The organism is Ramlibacter sp. PS4R-6, from assembly GCF_037572775.1.
GTDB lineage: Bacteria > Pseudomonadota > Gammaproteobacteria > Burkholderiales > Burkholderiaceae_C > Ramlibacter.
Genome location: NZ_JBBHKA010000001.1, coordinates 2,696,767 through 2,714,097 on the forward strand (window position 1 = coordinate 2,696,767; position 17,331 = coordinate 2,714,097).

23 protein-coding genes are annotated in these 17,331 nt (G+C 68.8%); 13 read left to right on the forward strand and 10 right to left on the reverse strand.

Annotated elements, in window-relative coordinates; all coding sequences use genetic code 11:
* The 8 genes from mltG (at position 1) to WG903_RS13415 (ending at position 6,029) form a co-directional block, all read left to right on the forward strand.
* Entirely contained in the window at positions 1 to 1,023 is a 1,023-nt protein-coding gene (mltG, locus tag WG903_RS13380) for an endolytic transglycosylase MltG (protein WP_340076134.1), read from the forward strand.
* Complete coding sequence (gene tmk / locus WG903_RS13385) at positions 1,020 to 1,655, forward strand: dTMP kinase (RefSeq protein WP_340076136.1); 636 nt, start codon at positions 1,020 to 1,022, stop codon at positions 1,653 to 1,655. The genes mltG and tmk overlap by 4 nt, the downstream gene beginning before the upstream one ends.
* A complete protein-coding gene (locus tag WG903_RS13390) occupies positions 1,652 to 2,641 on the forward strand; it encodes a DNA polymerase III subunit delta' (RefSeq protein ID WP_340076138.1) in 990 nt (329 codons plus the stop codon). The genes tmk and WG903_RS13390 overlap by 4 nt, the downstream gene beginning before the upstream one ends.
* 11 nt (positions 2,642 to 2,652) lie before the next feature.
* A complete protein-coding gene (locus tag WG903_RS13395) occupies positions 2,653 to 3,009 on the forward strand; it encodes a PilZ domain-containing protein (RefSeq protein WP_340076140.1) in 357 nt (118 codons plus the stop codon).
* 31 nt (positions 3,010 to 3,040) lie between these two features.
* The gene (locus WG903_RS13400) at positions 3,041 to 3,847 is read left to right on the forward strand and encodes a TatD family hydrolase (RefSeq protein ID WP_340076142.1); all 807 of its coding nucleotides are present in this window, start codon (positions 3,041 to 3,043) and stop codon (positions 3,845 to 3,847) included.
* Positions 3,844 to 4,503 carry an ankyrin repeat domain-containing protein gene (locus WG903_RS13405; RefSeq protein WP_340076145.1) on the forward strand — a complete coding sequence of 220 codons (660 nt, stop codon included), beginning with the start codon at positions 3,844 to 3,846 and terminating at the stop codon, positions 4,501 to 4,503. Before WG903_RS13400 ends, WG903_RS13405 begins: the two co-directional genes overlap by 4 nt.
* A gap of 228 nt (positions 4,504 to 4,731) precedes the next feature.
* Positions 4,732 to 5,679, forward strand: a complete 948-nt coding sequence (locus WG903_RS13410; RefSeq protein WP_340076148.1) for a MerR family transcriptional regulator — start codon at positions 4,732 to 4,734, stop codon at positions 5,677 to 5,679.
* A 35-nt stretch (positions 5,680 to 5,714) separates the two neighbouring features.
* Positions 5,715 to 6,029 carry a hypothetical protein gene (locus tag WG903_RS13415; protein WP_340076150.1) on the forward strand — a complete coding sequence of 105 codons (315 nt, stop codon included), beginning with the start codon at positions 5,715 to 5,717 and terminating at the stop codon, positions 6,027 to 6,029.
* 2 nt (positions 6,030 to 6,031) lie between these two features.
* On the opposite strand, the gene WG903_RS13420 is transcribed toward WG903_RS13415, so the two are convergent.
* Positions 6,032 to 7,141, reverse strand: coding sequence for a 3-deoxy-7-phosphoheptulonate synthase (locus tag WG903_RS13420; RefSeq protein ID WP_340076152.1), 1,110 nt, complete (start codon positions 7,139 to 7,141; stop codon positions 6,032 to 6,034).
* Positions 7,138 to 7,758 carry a glutathione S-transferase family protein gene (locus WG903_RS13425; protein WP_340076154.1) on the reverse strand — a complete coding sequence of 207 codons (621 nt, stop codon included), beginning with the start codon at positions 7,756 to 7,758 and terminating at the stop codon, positions 7,138 to 7,140. Before WG903_RS13425 ends, WG903_RS13420 begins: the two co-directional genes overlap by 4 nt.
* Before the next feature lie 174 nt (positions 7,759 to 7,932).
* Between WG903_RS13425 and WG903_RS13430 the strand changes: the two genes are divergently transcribed.
* Positions 7,933 to 8,277 (forward strand): hypothetical protein, encoded by a 345-nt coding sequence (locus WG903_RS13430; RefSeq protein ID WP_340076156.1) that lies wholly within the window; start codon positions 7,933 to 7,935, stop codon positions 8,275 to 8,277.
* 13 nt (positions 8,278 to 8,290) lie between these two features.
* Here WG903_RS13430 and WG903_RS13435 read toward each other — a convergent pair whose 3' ends face one another.
* The 6 genes from WG903_RS13435 to guaB are packed head-to-tail and all read right to left on the reverse strand — an operon-like array spanning position 8,291 to position 14,509.
* On the reverse strand, positions 8,291 to 9,202 hold the full coding sequence (locus WG903_RS13435) for an LD-carboxypeptidase (protein WP_340076158.1): 912 nt from the start codon (positions 9,200 to 9,202) through the stop codon (positions 8,291 to 8,293).
* Positions 9,199 to 10,554 carry a tRNA adenosine(34) deaminase TadA gene (gene tadA / locus WG903_RS13440; RefSeq protein ID WP_340078242.1) on the reverse strand — a complete coding sequence of 452 codons (1,356 nt, stop codon included), beginning with the start codon at positions 10,552 to 10,554 and terminating at the stop codon, positions 9,199 to 9,201. Before tadA ends, WG903_RS13435 begins: the two co-directional genes overlap by 4 nt.
* 14 nt (positions 10,555 to 10,568) lie before the next feature.
* A complete protein-coding gene (locus WG903_RS13445; protein ID WP_340076160.1) occupies positions 10,569 to 10,799 on the reverse strand; it encodes a hypothetical protein in 231 nt (76 codons plus the stop codon).
* Position 10,800: 1 nt separating this feature from the next.
* The gene (locus WG903_RS13450; protein ID WP_340078243.1) at positions 10,801 to 11,421 is read right to left on the reverse strand and encodes an FMN-binding negative transcriptional regulator; all 621 of its coding nucleotides are present in this window, start codon (positions 11,419 to 11,421) and stop codon (positions 10,801 to 10,803) included.
* 5 nt (positions 11,422 to 11,426) lie between these two features.
* On the reverse strand, positions 11,427 to 13,040 hold the full coding sequence (gene guaA, locus WG903_RS13455; RefSeq protein ID WP_340076162.1) for a glutamine-hydrolyzing GMP synthase: 1,614 nt from the start codon (positions 13,038 to 13,040) through the stop codon (positions 11,427 to 11,429).
* Entirely contained in the window at positions 13,040 to 14,509 is a 1,470-nt protein-coding gene (gene guaB / locus WG903_RS13460; RefSeq protein WP_340076164.1) for an IMP dehydrogenase, read from the reverse strand. The genes guaA and guaB overlap by 1 nt, the downstream gene beginning before the upstream one ends.
* A gap of 89 nt (positions 14,510 to 14,598) precedes the next feature.
* On the opposite strand from guaB, the gene WG903_RS13465 reads away from it, so the two are divergent.
* Positions 14,599 to 15,090 carry a DUF4124 domain-containing protein gene (locus WG903_RS13465; protein ID WP_340076166.1) on the forward strand — a complete coding sequence of 164 codons (492 nt, stop codon included), beginning with the start codon at positions 14,599 to 14,601 and terminating at the stop codon, positions 15,088 to 15,090.
* On the opposite strand, the gene WG903_RS13470 is transcribed toward WG903_RS13465, so the two are convergent.
* On the reverse strand, positions 15,087 to 15,410 hold the full coding sequence (locus WG903_RS13470) for an RnfH family protein (protein ID WP_340076168.1): 324 nt from the start codon (positions 15,408 to 15,410) through the stop codon (positions 15,087 to 15,089). The two genes, WG903_RS13465 and WG903_RS13470, sit on opposite strands and share 4 nt — an antisense overlap.
* Positions 15,403 to 15,843, reverse strand: coding sequence for a type II toxin-antitoxin system RatA family toxin (locus WG903_RS13475; RefSeq protein WP_340076171.1), 441 nt, complete (start codon positions 15,841 to 15,843; stop codon positions 15,403 to 15,405). The genes WG903_RS13470 and WG903_RS13475 overlap by 8 nt, the downstream gene beginning before the upstream one ends.
* Positions 15,844 to 15,902: 59 nt before the next feature.
* Between WG903_RS13475 and smpB the strand changes: the two genes are divergently transcribed.
* Genes smpB through WG903_RS13490 form a run of 3 tightly spaced genes read left to right on the forward strand, consistent with a single transcriptional unit; the run spans position 15,903 to position 17,324 of the window.
* Positions 15,903 to 16,376 carry an SsrA-binding protein SmpB gene (gene smpB, locus WG903_RS13480; protein ID WP_340076174.1) on the forward strand — a complete coding sequence of 158 codons (474 nt, stop codon included), beginning with the start codon at positions 15,903 to 15,905 and terminating at the stop codon, positions 16,374 to 16,376.
* A 60-nt stretch (positions 16,377 to 16,436) separates the two neighbouring features.
* Positions 16,437 to 16,796 (forward strand): hypothetical protein, encoded by a 360-nt coding sequence (locus WG903_RS13485; protein ID WP_340076176.1) that lies wholly within the window; start codon positions 16,437 to 16,439, stop codon positions 16,794 to 16,796.
* 9 nt (positions 16,797 to 16,805) lie between these two features.
* Entirely contained in the window at positions 16,806 to 17,324 is a 519-nt protein-coding gene (locus tag WG903_RS13490; RefSeq protein WP_340076179.1) for a sigma-70 family RNA polymerase sigma factor, read from the forward strand.
* Positions 17,325 to 17,331 lie beyond the last annotated feature (7 nt).

Consider the following 17,331-nt stretch of genomic DNA (forward strand, 5'->3'; position numbering starts at 1 on the left):
ATGAAGGCCCGTAGGGCCAGCCCGGTGCGCCGCTTCTTCACGACCGTCCTTTTCCTGTTGTTCCTGGCGGCCGCCGGCGCGGCCGGCTGGGGCTGGTGGTGGCTGAACCAGCCGCTGAAGCTGCGCGCCGCCACCGTGGACCTGTCCATCGAGCCCGGCACCTTGCCGCGCGCGGTGGCGCAAGCGGTGCACGACGCCGGTGTCGACGTCGACCCGCAGCTGCTCTACGGCTGGTTCCGCATCTCGGGCCAGGGCCGCCAGATCAAGGCGGGCAGCTACGAACTGGAGGCCGGCATCACGCCGGAGGGGCTCCTGTCGAAACTCGCCCGTGGCGAGGAGTCGCTGCGCGCCCTCACGCTGGTCGAAGGCTGGAACATCCGGCAGGTGCGCGCGGCGCTGGCCAAGGAAGACACGCTCAGGCCCGACACGAAAGCCATGAGCGACGAACAGCTGATGGCGACACTGGGCCGGCCGGGCGTTCATCCCGAGGGCCGCTTCTTCCCCGACACCTACACCTACGCCAAGGGCTCCAGCGACGTGAAGGTGCTGCAGCGGGCGATGCGCGCCATGGACAAGCGCCTGGCGCAAGCGTGGGAGCAACGCACGCCGCGCTCCGTCGCGAAGACGCCGGACGAGGCGCTGATCGTCGCGAGCATCGTCGAGAAGGAAACGGGCAAGCCGTCGGACCGCACGCTGGTCTCGGCGGTGTTCAACAACCGCCTGCGCGTGGGCATGCCCTTGCAGACGGACCCCACGGTGATCTACGGCATGGGCGCGGCCTTCGACGGCAACCTGCGCAAGAAGGACCTGCAGGCGGACACGCCCTGGAACACCTACACGCGCCCCGGCCTGCCGCCCACGCCGATCTCGATGCCGGGCAAGGCGTCGCTGCTGGCAGCCGTGCAGCCCGCGCAAAGCGACGCGCTGTACTTCGTCGCACGCGGCGACGGCACCAGCCATTTCAGCGCGAACCTCGACGAGCACAATCGCGCGGTGAACAAGTACCAGCGCAAACTGCCGTGAAGCCGGGCGTTTTCATCACCTTCGAAGGCATCGACGGCGCGGGCAAGTCCAGCCACGTGCAGGCCCTGGCCGAAGCGTTCAAGGCGCAGGGCAGGGCGGTGGTCGTGACGCGAGAGCCGGGCGGCACACCGCTGGCCGAGAAGCTGCGCACGCTGGCGCTCAACGAGCCGATGGACCCGCTGGCCGAGGCGCTCGTGATGTTCGCGGCGCGGCGCGACCACCTGGTGCAGGTCATCGAACCGGCGCTGGCGCGGGGCGACGTCGTGCTGTGCGACCGCTTCACCGATGCGACCTTCGCCTACCAGGGCGGCGGGCGCGGCTTCGACTGGGCCGTGCTGGAGCAGCTCGAGCAGGTGGTGCAACGCACGCCCGCCGCGGCCTTGCGCCAGCCCGACCTCACCCTGCTCTTCGAGATCGACCCGAAGGTCGCTGCGCAGCGGCTGGCGGGCGTTCGCGTGCCGGACAAGTTCGAGTCACAGCCGGCGGAATTCTTCGCGCGTGTCGCCGCCGGTTACGACCGGCGGGCGCGCGAGCAGGCAGGTCGCTTCGCTCGCCTGGCCGGCGACCAGCCGCGCGATGCCGTGTGGCGCGATGTGCTGGCGGCGGTGAAGTCCAAGGGCTGGCTCGCGTGAGCGCCCCCTGGATCGCTTCGCAGCTGCAAGGCCTGCTGCAACAACGCGGGCACGCGTGGCTGTTGCAGGGCCCGTCGGGCCTGGGCCAATACCCCCTGGCGCTGGAGATGGTGCGCGCCTGGCTGTGCGAAACGCCGACGGCGCAAGGCGCTTGCGGCAACTGCCCGAGCTGCCACGCCATCGACGTGCGCACGCACGCCGACCTGTTCGTGCTGATGCCCGAGACCGTGATGATCGACCTGGGCTGGCCGCTGGGCGAGAAGGCGCAGGGCGACATCGACGACAAGAAGCGCAAGCCGAGCAAGGAAATCCGCGTCGATGCGATGCGCGACGCGATCGAGTTCGCGCAGCGCACCAGCGGGCGAGGGCGAGGCAAGGCCGTGCTGGTCTATCCCGCCGAGCGCATGAACCCCATCACGGCCAACGCCCTGCTGAAGACGCTGGAAGAACCACCGGGCGATGTGCGCTTCGTGCTGGCGACCGAGGCTGCGCACCAGCTGCTGCCGACGATCCGCAGCCGCTGCCTGGGCCACACCATGGACTGGCCGAAGCCGCCGGAAGCGGCGCAATGGCTGGCCGGGCAAGGCGTGCCCAGCGGCGACGTCGACGCCCTGCTGCGCGCCGCGGGCGGGCGGCCGGAAGACGCGCTGGCCATGTCGCGCGCGGGCATCGACGCGCGCCAGTGGTCCTCGCTGCCCAAGGCCATCGCGCGCGGCGACGCTTCGCTCATGGGCGACTGGTCGGCTGCGCGCGCCGTCGACGGCCTCCTGAAGCTGTGCCACGACCTGATGGCCGTGCGCGCCGGCGCTGCCCCGCGCTTCTTCCAGCTCGCCGACCTGCCCCGCCCCCCGGCCTACGCGGTGCTCGCGGAGTGGTCGCGCGAGCTGGCGCGCACGCTGCGCACCGTGGAGCACCCGTACAACGCCGGCCTGCTGCTGGAGGCGCTTGTGAGCCAGGGCCGCTCGGCCCTACACTCGGGCCACTGAGCAGTACCGCCATGGCCGCCCACAGCACTCCCCGTCCCAGCGTCATCCAGCTCGCCATCAAGGAGAAGGCCGCGCTGTATGCCGCCTACATCCCCTTGTTCGCGGACGGCGGCGTGTTCATCCCGACGACGCGCGACTACCGCCTGGGCGACGACGTGTACGTGCTGCTCTCGCTGCCCGACGACCCGCAGCGCTACCCGGTGGCCGGCAAGGTCGCGTGGGTCACCCCGCAGCGCGCCGCGGCCAACCGCACGCAAGGCGTCGGCGTGCGCTTCCCGTCGGACGAGAAGTCCAAGCTGCTCAAGATCAAGATCGAAGAGATCCTCGGCGGCCACCTCGCTTCCGAGCGCCCGACCCAGACCATCTGAAGCGGCCGCGACGAGGCGGTAGCATCGGCGGATGTTCGTCGATTCGCACTGCCACCTGTCCTTTCCCGAACTGCTGGGCCAGCTGCCGCAGATCCGCGAGGCCATGGCGCAGGCGCAGGTCGACCGCGCGCTGTGCATCTGCACGACGCTGGAGGAATTCCCGGCGGTGCACGCATTGGCGACCGGCTACGACAACTTCTGGGCCAGCGTCGGCGTGCACCCCGACAACGAAGGCGTCACGGAGCCCACGGTTGAAGACCTGGTGACGCGCTCCCACTTGCCCAAGGTCGTGGCGATCGGCGAGACGGGCCTGGACTACTACCAGATGGAAGAACGCAAGGGCGGCCGCGCCGTGGCCGACCTGGAATGGCAGCGCAACCGCTTCCGCACGCACATCCGCGCCGCGCGCCAGGTGCGCAAGCCGCTGATCATCCACACCCGCGCGTCGTCGGCCGACACGGTGCGGATCCTGAAGGAAGAGGGCGAGGAGGGCGGAGCGGGCAGCGCGGGCGGCGTGTTCCACTGCTTCACCGAGACGGCCGAGGTGGCGCGAGCGGCGCTCGACCTGGGCTTCCACATCTCGTTTTCGGGCATCGTGACCTTCAAGAACGCGCAGGACCTGCGCGATGTCGCGGCTTTCGTCCCGGCGGACCGCCTATTGATCGAAACCGACAGCCCCTACCTGGCACCGGTGCCTTTTCGGGGCAAGACCAACAACCCGTCGCTGGTGCCGTACGTCGCCAGGCAGATCGCCGAAGTTCGCCAGACCACCGTGGAAGCCGTCGCCGAGGCCACCAGCCGCAATTTCGAGCGCCTGTTCGGGGTGCCCGCAGCGTGAGAAAACACTTCAAGTTCATTGCCTATCTGGCTGTCGCTATTGTAGTTTCGTCCGCCAGCGCCGGCTCCTACGACGACTTCTTCGCCGCCATCCGAAAGGACGATCCGGCGGCGATCCAGAATCTGCTGAGGCGCGGGTTCGACCCCAATTCGCCCGGCCCGGACGGCTCCCACGGCCTATACCTGGCCTTGCGCGACGGCTCGCTGAAGGCCGCGGGGGCGCTCATCGAGTCGCCGAAGACCCAGGTCGACGCCCGGACGGCCAAGGACGAGACGCCGCTGATGATGGCCAGCCTGCGCGGCCAGCTCGAGCTCGCCCGCAAGCTGGTCGCCCGCGGCGCCGACGTCGTCAAGACCGGCTGGACGCCGCTGCATTACGCGGCCACCAACGGGCACATCCCGGTCATGGAGCTCCTGATCGAGGAACACGCGTACATCGACGCCGAGGCGCCCAACGGCACCACGCCGCTCATGATGGCGGCGATGTACGGCACGCCGGCGGCCGTCCGGTTCCTGCTGGAAGCCGGCGCCGACCCGACATTGAAGAACCAGCTCGGCATGTCCGCCACGGACTTCGCAAGCAAGGCCAATCGCCCGGATTCCGCGCAGCTGATCGCTGCGGCAGCGAAGGCTTGGCGCGAGAAGTACAAGCGCTAGGAGGACGGCGCCTAGGCGCTTCACGCCGTCTCCTCGCGCTTTCTCTGGTTTATACGATGTATATTATGTCAACTAACATCCGGGAGTGGCCTGGGCTGGCTGTGTAGAAGGCCGTTGCACGGCGGCGACGCCTGTCCCCTCTCTCCACCCTCGAAGGTTGACAACTGTCCAAGTCTGTCTAAGTATCCGTCCAGCTCTGTCTAAGTCTATTTGGACAGACGACAAGGAATGCTTAGCAGCAAGGAAATCCTCGAGCGAACGGGCATCTCGCGCGCCACGCTCAACAACTACATCTCGGCCGGGCTGATCCCCCGGCCGGACGTGCTGCCGCCCGACCCGCAGGACGGCGGGGCGCCGCGCATCGGCTACTTCCCGGACGACACGATCGAGCGCATCGAGACCATCCAGCGCCTGAAGCGGGAAGGCTGGAGCCTCGGGCGCATCCTGGAATCCTTTTCGGGCTCGCCGTCCGCGCGGGCCGAAGTCGCGGCGCCCGTGCCCATGCCGGCCGCCACCGGCGTCTCGGCGGAGCCGCAAGTCCTGGTCGTCGCCGTCCTCGCGGTCACGCTGCACGACGCCGACAGCCTGTGGGTCGCCCTGTCCGTCCACGACTACTTCGCCCTGGCCAACGACGTGGCCGAGGAAGTGCGCCGGATCGCAGCCACGCATGAAGGCCAGTTGCTGCGCGTCGCGCCCCACCGCTTCGTGTGCCGCTTCCTGCCGCGTGGCCGCCAGGACCATCTTTGGGCCGCGCTCGAAGCGTCCCAGCAGGTGCGCGAGGCCGTGCGCGAGGTCAATGCGCGCTGGAAGCTGCGCCGCGACTGGCCCTTCGACGTGCAGGCCGACGCCGGCCTGTGCGAAGGCGAGTCCTGGGTCAGCGCCGCGGCGCCCGGCGACCTGCAAATGGTCGGCGAGTCCATGGGCGACGCCGAGGAGTTCGCACGCTGCGCCCGCGCCGGCACCGTGCTGGCCACGCGCACCTTCATCGCCCGCCTGCCCCAGGCGCTACGCGAGCGGGTGGCCTACGGCGTGCCGGCCCAGCCCATGACTTTCGCGCGCCTGGCGGACATCGCACCCGCCCATGCGCTGCTTCCCCAACGACTTGCGGCAGTACCCGTCACCGAAATCGTGGAGCTGCGCGCCGCCGCAACTCCGGCCTGGAAGGAACCCGAATGACGATGTTTTCAAAACTCAGGGAGGGAATCCACTCGATGTGGCCCATAAGCTCGCCGCAGAAACTGGGCGAGGACGCCGAAGCCGCCGCGATGGAGCGCTTCCGCGGCCTGATGCTGGGGCTGCTCGAAGGCGACCCTGGCGAGAAGGCCGCGATGCTGAACCTGCGCATCCGCTGCGCGGCCACCTTGCAGTCGCTGTGGTTCATGCGCAGCGAGATGATGGCGTTGCTCGCCGCCGAACACGGCGAAGCCGAGGCGCGCCACCGGCTCGACCGGATTTCCGCAGTGGTGCGCGACCAGTTGCCCAGCGGCCTGCGCTCGCGCCCCAGCCCCCTCGCCCGCGACGCCTGAAGCTACGCGCCGCGGCGCTTGCGGGCGGCCTGCGCCAGCTCTCGCAACACCTGGTCGGTCTGTTCCCAGCCGATGCAGCCGTCCGTGATGGACACGCCCGGCTCCAGCGGCACGCCGGGCTTGAGGTCCTGGCGGCCCGGCTTCAGGTGGCTTTCCACCATGATCCCCATGATCCGCCGCTCGCCGCCGGCCACCTGCTGCGCCAGAGAGTGCGCCACCTCCACCTGCTTCTGCCAGTCCTTGCGCGAGTTCGCATGCGAGCAGTCGACCATCACGCGCTCCAGCACCTTGGACTTCGCGAGCGCCGAGCAGGCCGCGTCGACGTCCTGTGGCGAATAGTTCGGCCCGCGCGTGCCGCCGCGCAGGATCACGTGGCAGTCGTCGTTACCCGCCGTCTCGAAGATCGCGACCTGCCCCATCTTGGTCATGCCCATGAAGGCATGCGGCGAGCGGCACGCGACGAGGGCATCGGCCGCGACCTGCACGCTGCCGTCGGTGCCGTTCTTGAAGCCGATCGGGCAGCTCATGCCGGAGGCCAGCTGGCGGTGGCTCGGGCTTTCGGTGGTGCGCGCGCCGATCGCGCCCCAGCTCACGAGGTCGGCGATGTACTGGGGGCTGAGCAGGTCGAGGAACTCGGTGCCCGCCGGCAGCCCGAGCTTCGCGACCTCGAGCAGCACCTCGCGCGCGCGGCGCAGGCCTTCGTTGATGCGGAAGCTGCCGTCCAGGCGCGGGTCGTTGATGTAGCCCTTCCAGCCGACGGTGGTGCGGGGTTTCTCGAAGTACACACGCATCACGACGAGCAGGTCGTCGTGCAGTTCCCGCGACAGCCCGCGCAGCCGGCGCGCGTATTCCAGCGCCTGGTCGCGGTCGTGGATGGAGCACGGCCCGACGACCACGAGCAGCCGCGGGTCCGTGCCGTGAACGACGGCGGCCACTTCGCGCCGGCTCTCCTCGATGAACGCCTGGATCTTCTCGTCGGCCGGAAGCTCGTACTGCAGCAGCGCCGCGGAGATCAGCGGCCGCACCTCGCGGATGCGCACGTCGTCCAGCCGCGTCGCGTGCGGGAAATCCTCGTTGGGCTCCTGGTAGCGCCCTGCCCTGTCTTCGTTCATCCGTTCGCTTCCTTTGCCACCGCCCGCTTGTAGCCGTCGCGCTCGCGCAGCCGCTTTTCGTAGTCCTGCACCTGCGGCTGCAGTGCATCGTGCAGCCCGAGCGTCCGCGCGAAACCCAGCGCGTAGCCCACCGAGATGTCGGCGGCCGTGAAGCGGTCGCCACACAGCCACTGCCGCTTCTGCAGCACCGGCTCGATCAACTTGAGCCGGCCGATGAAGAAGCGCTTGTAGTCCTCGGCGGCCTGCGGCAGGCGGCGCTCTTCGGGCTCGACCGCGGTGTAGCGGAAGTGCACGGCCAGCGGGAACGTCAGCGTGGCTTCGCCGTAGCTCACGAAGTTCAGGTACTCGGAGTGGCCGGCCTCGCCGGCGGGTACGTGCAGCTTGCCGTGCTGCGTCGCGAGCCAGTGGCAGATCATGCTCGACTCGGTCATGCGCACGTCGCCTTCGACATAGAACGGGATCGTGCCGAGCGGGTTCACCTGCAGGTAGTCGCGCGCGAACACGCGCGGCGGGAACGGCAGCATGTGCAGCTCGTAGTCGAGGCCGAGCTCCTCGAGCATCCACAGCACGCGGAACGAACGAGCCTGCTTGCAGTGGTAAAGGGTGCGCGTGCTCATCGGAACAAGAAAGGCCTAAAGCCCGAAATAACTGGAAACAGCTTCACGATTCGTTACCAACGTGTTGATTTAGCGTGTGGTTTTCCGTTAACTCCATCACGCCACTGCCTTGTAGTTTTCATGTTGCAGGCCTAACTTGTGATCCCCGCCATCGGATTTTGTCGCAACCCTTCCATGCGTTGGCTCAAGCCCACCCTTCGTAGTGTCTACGGTTTGCTCGGCAACCCGCCCGGCCCGCCGTCCGATTCGACGTTGGACGAAGGGACCGAGGACATTCGCGAATCCATGCTGGCTGCGCTCGGCCCGGCCGGCCCGCGCCACTTCCCGCAGATCACGCGCCGCATCCGCTACGCCAACGACATCCATGCGTTGTGGTACCTGCGTGGCGACCTGATGGCCGCGCTGGCCAACATGCACGGCGAATCCGCCGCGCGCCAGAAGATCGCGAGCATCAGCGCGCAGTTCCAGGGCCTGCTGCCCGGCGGCCTGAGCTCGCGTCCCAGCCCGCTGGTCGGCTGAGCGCCCCGCCGCCTCAATGGCGGTGACCCCACACCACGATCGCGTCGCGGCCCTCCGCCGCCATCTCCACTTTCGCGCCCACGGGCAGCACGAGCTTGGTCGGCACGTGGCCGAAGGGCAGGCCCGTGAACACGGGCGCCTTGACCTGCGCGCGCAGCCACTGCACGACCGTCTTCAGCTCGAAGCCGCGGTCGTGCGGCGCCAAGCGGTAGTTGGTGAACTGCCCGATAAGGATCGCCTTCTGTTGCTGCAGCACGCCCGCGTAGAGCAGCTGCGTGAGCATGCGCTCTACGCGGTAGGGATGCTCGCCCACGTCTTCCAGGTACAGGATGCCGCCCTTGGCCTTCGGGAACCACGGCGTGCCGGCGAGGGCCGCGATCATCGCGAGATTCCCGCCCCACAGCAGGCCCTTCGCCTCGAACGCGCGTTCGCGTGACTCGGCGCGCGGCAGTTGCCAGCCGGCGCCCTCCCCTTGCCCGCTCGCCAAGTCCTCGAAGCAGGCCTGCATGATGTCGTCGGGCTCGCCTTCGCCGCCGAAGTCTTCGCCGAGCGCGGGCCCGGACCAGGTGACCCGGCCGGTCTGCGCCATCACGGCGCACTGCAGCGCGGTGAAGTCGCTGTGCCCGACAAAGCTCATGCCGCGGTCGATGGCTTTGGCGAGGACCTTGTAGCGGATGTCCGGCAGCAGCCGAGTCAGGCCGTAGCCGCCGCGCGTGATGAGCGCGATATCGGCGCCGCTTTCGGCGGCGCGATGGATCGCGGCGAGCCGGATCTCGTCGTCGCCGGCGAAGCGCATCTTGCGCGCGAAGACGGCCTTGTCGAGCTCGACTTCATGCCCGAGGGCCTCGAGGCGCTTCACGCCCCGCTGGATGACGGAACGGTCGGGGACGGCGCTGGAGGGCGAATAAACGTAGATGTGGCTCACGCGCGGAAGTATCCCACCGCGGCGCGGGCGATCTCCTCGCCGTGCTCCTGCACGAAGTGGCCCGCCTGCGGCAGGACCATGGGCTCGGCGCAGCCGCGGATGTCCGCGCGCAGCTGCTGCATCACGCCGGTGCCCAGCACGGGATCGAGCGCGCCTATGGCCATGAAGGCCTGCCCATCCCATTTCGAGCGCCAGAACTCGCGCGCCTCGCGCGAGACGGCCGCGCCATCGGCATCCACGCGATCCGGCACCATCGGCGGGAACGCGCGCAGCGCCGCGCGGTGGCCGCGGTCCGGGAACGGGGCGTTGTAGGCCTCGCATTCGGCGCTGATCATGTGCGGGTTGCCGCGCGAGAAAAGCCGCGCGACGTCGAAATCGGGCTTGGTCCGGCACATCTCGCGCCAGGCGAGGAAGCCCGGCGACAGCGGCGCGTCGCCCGTGCCCAACGTGGTGTTCATCGCCAGCAGGCCGCGGTAGCGCTGCGGCGCGGCCATCGGCAGCGTCAGGCCGAGCAGGCCGCCCCAGTCCTGGACCACCAGCACGACGTTGCGCAAATCGAGCCGCTCGACGAACTCCAGCAGCACCTGCCGGTGCCACGAGAACGTGTGTGCGGAGTCCTTCTTCGGCTTGTCGCTGCGGCCGAAGCCGGGCATGTCGGGCGCGACGACACGGTGGCCCTGCTCCAGGAACACCGGGATCATGCGGCGGTAGAGGTAGCTCCAGGCCGGGTTGCCGTGCAGGCACAGCCAGGTCAGCGGCGCATCGCGCGGGCCTTCGTCCACGTAGTGCATGCGAAGCCCGGCCAGCGAAGGCAGGTCGGAGACGTACTGCGGCGCCCACGGAAAACCCGGCAGGTTCGCGAAGCGCTCGTCGGGGGTGCGCACCGCGTCGTCGCGCAGCGGCTGCGCCGTCGCCTTGCCTTCGGCCCGGCGCGACCGGAAGAAATCGCCGAGGAGCGCCGCGCACTCCTCCTGCATCACGCCGCCTTCAACGGTGGTGTGGTGGTTCAGCTCACGGCGTGCGAACAGGTCGACGACGGAGCCGGCCGCGCCTGTCTTCGGGTCCGGCGCGCCGAACACGACCCGACCCACGCGCGCGTGCAGCATCGCGCCCACGCACATCGGGCACGGTTCCAGCGTCACGTAGAGCGTGCAGCGATCGAGCCGGTAGTTGCCGGCCGCGCGCGCGGCCTCGCGCAACGCGACGATCTCGGCATGGGCCGTCGGGTCGCTCGTCGCAATGGGGCCGTTGCGCCCGGTGCCCACGACCTCGCCGTCCTGCACGACGACGGCTCCCACCGGCACTTCGCCCGCCGCCGCCGCTTCGCGCGCCAGCGCGAGCGCGCGCGCCATGAAGGCGGCGTCGCTCACTTCGTCTCTTCGGTCGACTGGCGCGGCGCCTGCTGCACGGCGCTTTCGATCGACTGCTTCACGGCCTCGACCTGCTGCTTGGGCGTGCCCGCGGGCGCAGTGACGCCCTGGGACGACGTGCTCGTCGACGGCGGCGCGCCGGACACCGAACCGAGCTGCTTTTTCGCGAGCACGCCGATGATCGCCACGACGACCAGCAGGCTCAGGACACCGAAAACCATCCGCATGTCATCCTCCTTGGAGTCCCAGCCGCTCCATCCACTGGGCGAGCGCGCGTTCGTCCGGGCTGCCGGACGCATAGACCTGCCGCATGCCGGCGTGCGCCTCCTTGCGGTGCTGGTTCAGCTTGAGCTTGCACTGCCACGACGTCACGCGCAACTCGAAGCCGACAATGCCCGCGAGCATCTTGCGCTGGAATTCCTCGCCCAGGTCGAGCCATTGCTGCGCGTACGCGGGCTCATGGTCGCCGATCAGTTTCTTCAGCAGCCGGTCCTTGCCGAAGTCGTCCTCGACCAGGCGCGCTTCGACTTCGCAGTGCACCGACAGGTAGTTCCACGTCGGCACGCGCGTGAGGTCCGGGTACACCTTGGGCGACATGTAGGCATGCGGGCCCATGAACACCGCCAGCGCTTTCGGGCGCGCCTGCAGGTAGCGCCAGTGCGGGTTGGGCTTGGCGCAGTGGCCCCAAATGGTGAAGGCGTCACCGCTGCGCTCCGCATGCAGCGGCAGGTGCGAGACGAACGGCTGTCCGCCGTCGTCGTTGGAGATGAGCGTCGCGAAGGGGTGGTCGCGCATCAGCTCCGCAGCAAGCGCCGGGTCGTCGGACTTGAACTGCGGCGGCATGTACATGGAACTCACTCCCACTCGATGGTGGCCGGGGGCTTGCTCGAGACGTCGTAGGTGACGCGGTTGATGCCGCGCACCTCGTTGATGATGCGGCTGGAGACCTTCTTGAGCAACGCGTACGGCAGCTCGGCCCAGTCGGCCGTCATGAAGTCGCTGGTCTGCACGGCACGCAGCGCCACGACGTAGTCGTAGGTGCGGCCGTCACCCATCACGCCCACGCTCTTGACCGGCAGGAACACGGTGAAGGCCTGGCTGGTGAGGTCGTACCAGCTCTTGCCGGTCTGCGGGTCGGTGAAGTTGCGCAACTCCTCGATGAAGATCGCATCCGCGCGGCGCAAGAGGTCCGCGTACTCCTTCTTGACCTCGCCCAGGATGCGCACGCCGAGGCCCGGCCCAGGGAACGGGTGGCGGTAGACCATCTCCGGCGGCAGGCCGAGGGCTACGCCCAGCTCGCGCACTTCGTCCTTGAACAGGTCGCGCAGCGGCTCCAGCAGCTTGAGCCCCAGCTGCTCCGGCAGGCCGCCGACGTTGTGGTGGCTCTTGATCGTGACGGCCTTCTTGCTCTTGGCGCCGCCCGACTCGATGACATCCGGGTAGATCGTGCCTTGCGCGAGCCACGCCACGGTGCGCGAATGCGATTGCTTGATCTTCGCGGCCTCGGCCTTGAAGACTTCGACGAATTCGCGGCCGATGATCTTGCGCTTCTGCTCGGGGTCCGCGACGCCCGCCAGCTTGCCGAGGAACAGCTCGCTCGCATCCACGCGCACGACCTTCGCGTGCAGCTTGCCGGCGAACATGTCCATGACCATGTCGCCTTCGTTCAGCCGCAGCAGGCCGTGGTCGACGAAGACGCAGGTCAACTGGTCGCCAATGGCGCGGTGGATCAGCGCGGCGGCCACCGACGAATCGACGCCGCCCGACAGGCCGAGGATCACCTCCTCGTTGCCCACCTCCTCGCGGATCTTCGCGACGGCTTCGTCGATGTGGCCCGCCATGACCCAGTCGGCTTTCGCGCCGCAGATGCCCAGCACGAAGCGCTCGAGGATGGCGCGGCCCTGCGAGGTGTGCGTCACCTCCGGGTGGAACTGCACGCCGTAGATGCGGCGCTCCTCGTCGGCCATGCCGGCGATGGGGCACGAATCCGTGGACGCCATCAGCTTGAAGCCGGGCGGCATCTCGGTGACCTTGTCGCCGTGCGACATCCACACGTGCAGCATGCCGTGGCCTTCGGGGGTCACGTAGTCCTGGATGCCGTCGAAGAGTTTCGTGTGGCCGCGCGCCCGCACCTCGGCGTAGCCGAACTCGCGCTTGTTGCTGCCTTCGACCTTGCCGCCCAGGGCCTCGGCGATGGCGTACATGCCGAAGCAGATGCCCAGCACCGGGATGCCGAGCTCGAACACCGCGCGCGGCACGCGCAAGGTTTCGTCTTCCCACAGCGACGCGTGGCTGCCGGAGAGGATCACGCCCTTCAGGTGGCCGTCGGCGGCGAAGCTGCGCACCCACTCGTCGCTGACGTCGCAAGGGTGCACTTCGGAATAGACGTGCGCCTCGCGCGTGCGGCGGGCAATGAGCTGGGTGACCTGCGACCCGAAGTCCAGGATGAGGATCTTGTCGTGCTGCATCAATCAGCCCTGTAGTTCGGGGCTTCTTTGGTGATCTGCACGTCGTGCACGTGGCTCTCGCGCATGCCGGCGGACGTGATCTCCACGAACTGCGCCTTCTCGCGCATCTCCTCGATGGTGCCGCAGCCGCAGTAGCCCATCGCGGCGCGCACGCCACCGGCGAGCTGGAACACGATGGACACCATCGACCCCTTGTACGGGACGCGGCCTTCGATGCCTTCGGGCACCAGCTTGTCCGCGTTGGGGTTGCCGCTGGTGGATTCCTGGAAATAACGGTCGGCGCTGCCCTGCTGCATGGCGCCGATGGAGCCCATGCCGCGGTAGCTCTTGTAGCTGCGGCCCTGGAACAGGACGATCTCGCCGGGCGCCTCCTCGGTGCCGGCGAACATGCCGCCCATCATCACGCTGTTGGCGCCGGCGGCGATGGCCTTGGCGATGTCGCCGGAGTAGCGGATGCCGCCGTCGGCGATGAGAGGGACGCCACTGCCCTGCAGCGCCGTCGACACGCTGTCGATGGCCATGATCTGCGGCACGCCCACGCCCGCGACGATGCGCGTGGTGCAGATGGAACCGGGGCCGATGCCGACCTTGACCGCGTCCGCGCCGGCTTCCACCAGCGCCTTCGCCGCCTCGCCCGTGGCGATGTTGCCGCCGATCACGTCGACGTCGGGGTAGTTCTTCTTGACCCAGCGCACGCGCTCGATCACGCCCTTGCTGTGGCCGTGGGCCGTGTCGACGACGATGGCGTCGACGCCCGCCTTCACGAGCGCCTCGACGCGCTCCTCGGTGCCCTCGCCCACGCCGACCGCGGCGCCGACGCGCAGGCGGCCCGAGGCGTCGCGCGCGGCGTTCGGGAAGCTCGTTTGCTTGGTGATGTCCTTGACGGTGATCAGGCCCTTGAGCGCGAAAGCGTCGTTCACGACCAGCAGGCGCTCCAGCTTGTGCTTGTTCAGGAGCGCCTTGGCGTCGGCGAGGCTGGTGCCTTCCCGGATGGTCACGAGCTTCTCGCGCGGCGTCATGATTTGCGACACCGGGACGTCGTAACGTGTTTCAAAACGCAAATCGCGGCCGGTGACGATGCCGGCGACCTTGCCGCCGTCGATCACCGGGAAGCCGGAGATGCCCAGCTGCTCCTGCATGTCCAGGACCTGGCGCACCGTGTGTTGCGGCGTGATCACGACCGGGTCGCGCAGGACGCCCGATTCGTAACGCTTGACGCGGGAGACCTCGGCCGCCTGCTGCTTGGGCGTGAGGTTCTTGTGGACGATGCCGATGCCGCCTTCCTGCGCGATGGCGATCGCCAGGCGCGCCTCCGTCACGGTGTCCATGGCCGCGGACACGAGCGGCAGGTTCAGGCTGATGTTCCGGGAGAGGCGGGTGGCGAGGGAGGCGTCCTTGGGGAGGACCTGGGAGTACGCCGGCACCAGCAACACGTCGTCGAAGGTGAGCGCTTTTCCTAAGAGGCGCATGTCAGGGCTCCAAAAAACGGATTGTACTCGTGCCCTTTTGCACGCTTTTGCGGATGGACATAAAACCCCGCAAAGCTAAACTGGCACGCATGAACCGGCTTCGCATCACCCTCGTCGCCCTCGCGTGCCTGGCCACGCCCCTTGCCTACGCGCAATGGCAATGGGTCGACAAGGACGGCCGCAAGGTGTTCAGCGACCAGCCCCCGCCGCCCGGCACGCCCAACGACAAGATCCTCCGCCGCCCCGGCAACCGCCCGGCCGAGCCGGAGCCTGCCGCAGCCGCGCCCGCCCCTGCGCCCGCCGCCTCCATGCCGCGCGTGACCGGCAAGGACAAGGAGCTGGAGGAGAAGAAGAAGCAGATGGCCGCCGCGGAAGCCGAGAAGAAGAAGGCCGCGGAGGAAGAGAACAACAAGGCCAGGGCCGACAACTGCACGCGCGCGAAGCAGGCCAAGGCCACCATCGACTCCGGCGTGCGCCTGACGGTCACCAACGACAAGGGCGAGCGCGAGATCATGGACGACAACGCGCGCGCCGCCGAGACGCGCCGCCTCGAGAACGTCATCACGCGCAACTGCAGCTAGCGCTTGCGGGCGAACAGCCCTGCGGCGCGCGTTCCCTGTTTCCTGAAACGTTCCCGGCGGGCCACCTTCGGGTCGACCTGCAGCGGGCGGTACACCTCGACGCGGTCGCGGTCGCGCAGCGGCTGCTTCGGGCCCGCCTTCCTGCCCCACACACCCACGCCCAGCGCATCGAGGTCCAGCGCCGGGAAGTCCCCCCGCAGGCCGCTGGCGGCGATGGCGTCGGCCACCGTGCTGCCGGGCGCGAGCGCCAGCGCCCATTCGCGCACCTCGCGTGGCGCGGGCGAGAACACCACCGTCACCCGCAGGGGTGCATCAGCCATAGACGGATTCGGCGCGCTTGACGAAGGCGTCGACGAGGCTGCCCGCGATCTTGTCGAACACGGGGCCCACCAGCGCCGCGAGCGCGACGTTGTCGAAGCCGTAGACCAGCTCCAGTTCGACCTTGCACGCCCTCTGCTCGCCGCCGCCGAGCGGGTGGAACTTCCAGTCGCCGTCCAGCCGCGAGAACGGCCCGTCGACCAGGTGCATCTTCACCTGGCGGCCGGGCACGTGCTCGTTGCGGGTCGTGAAGGTCTGGTGGATGCCGCCGAAGGCGATGCCGACCTGGGCCTTCATGCCGCGCTCGTCCTGCTCCAGCACGGTCGCGCGGTCGCACCAGGGCAGGAATTCCGGGTAGTCCTGCACGTCGGTGACCAGCCTGAACATCTCCTCGGCGCTGTACCAGATCAGCACGGATTTGTGGACGGTTTTCATGGAGAATGCGGCAGCCCGGCGGATTGTAGTTAGGGCCCTTCGCCCTCACCTGTCAGTCCATGTCCACGAAAAACGAGAGCCCGCCCCGCATCGCAGAGAACCGCAAGGCCTCGTTCAACTACTTCTTCGAAGAGCGCTACGAGGCCGGCATCGTCCTGCAGGGCTGGGAAGTGAAGGCGCTGCGCGAAGGCAAGGCACAGCTCACCGACGGCTACGTCGTGGTCAAGGACGGCGAGCTGTTCATCATCGGCCTGCGCATCGACCCCCTCAAATCGGCTTCGACGCACGTCAACCCCGAGGCGCAGCGCACCCGCAAGCTGCTGATGCACAAGGACGAGATCCGCCGCCTCATCGGCAAGGTGGAGCAGAAGGGCTACACCCTGGTGCCGATCAACCTGCACTGGAAGGCCGGCAAGGTCAAATGCGAGGTCGCCCTGGCCAAGGGCAAGGCCGAGCACGACAAGCGCGACACGATCCGGGACCGCGAAGGCAAGCGGGAAGTGGAACGCGCCATGAAGCAGCGCCACAAGTGAGGGAATAAACGGCCCAGCCACGGTGTTCATGGGTTGAAAAGACAACCTGGGAGACCCGCGATGTTCTGGATCCGTTCCGGCCTGCACAGCATTTCGATCTCCGACTGGCTGACCGCGGGCCCCGCCGTGGCGGCCGACCCGGCGGCGCTGGACGAGGCCCGCCGGGCCCTGCAGGAGGCGCTGGGTGAAGCCGGCTCGAAAAAGCGCCCCACGCTCGCGCTGAAGATCCGCCACGCCCCCGACGCCCGCGGCCTGTGGGAGCTGCGGGCCGACGTCATGACGGTCGTTTCGCAGCTGTACGGGGAGGCGGAAGGCCGCCGGCGCCTGGCCCGGGCCACGCCGGCCTTCGCAAGTTTGTTGCCCCAGGCCCGGTCATTGACAAGCGGCAAGCGCAAGCATGCAATGCAGCGGACGTCCTGACAGGGGGCCATGGAGCGCACGCACGTCATCGAACAACTGCCCGGCCTGCGCCGCTACGCGCGGGCGCTGACCGGCGACGCCTGGGCCGCCGACGACCTGGTGCAGGACACGCTGGAGCGCGCCTGCGCCAAGTGGCAGCTGTGGCTGGCGGGCACCGACCTGCGCGCCTGGCTGTTCACGCTGATGCACAACCTCTACGTGAACCAGCGCCGCGGCATGCAGGCGGCCCCGGCCACGCCGCTGGACGACGTGCACTCGGACCTGCCGGCGCCCGAAGGGGACCGCGACTCGGCGCTGGACCTCGCGCGCTGCGTGCAGCGGCTGCCCGACGACCAGCGCTCGGTCCTGCTGCTCGTGACGCTGGAAGACATGAGCTACGCGGACGCGGCGCGCGTGCTCGGCATCCCGATCGGCACCGTGATGTCGCGCCTGTCGCGCGCGCGCGCCCGCCTGCGTGAACTGATGGAGGGCGGCGACGGCAACAGCCGCCCCGTGGCCGGCCAGCCCCGGCTGCGCCGGATGAAGTGATGGAGAA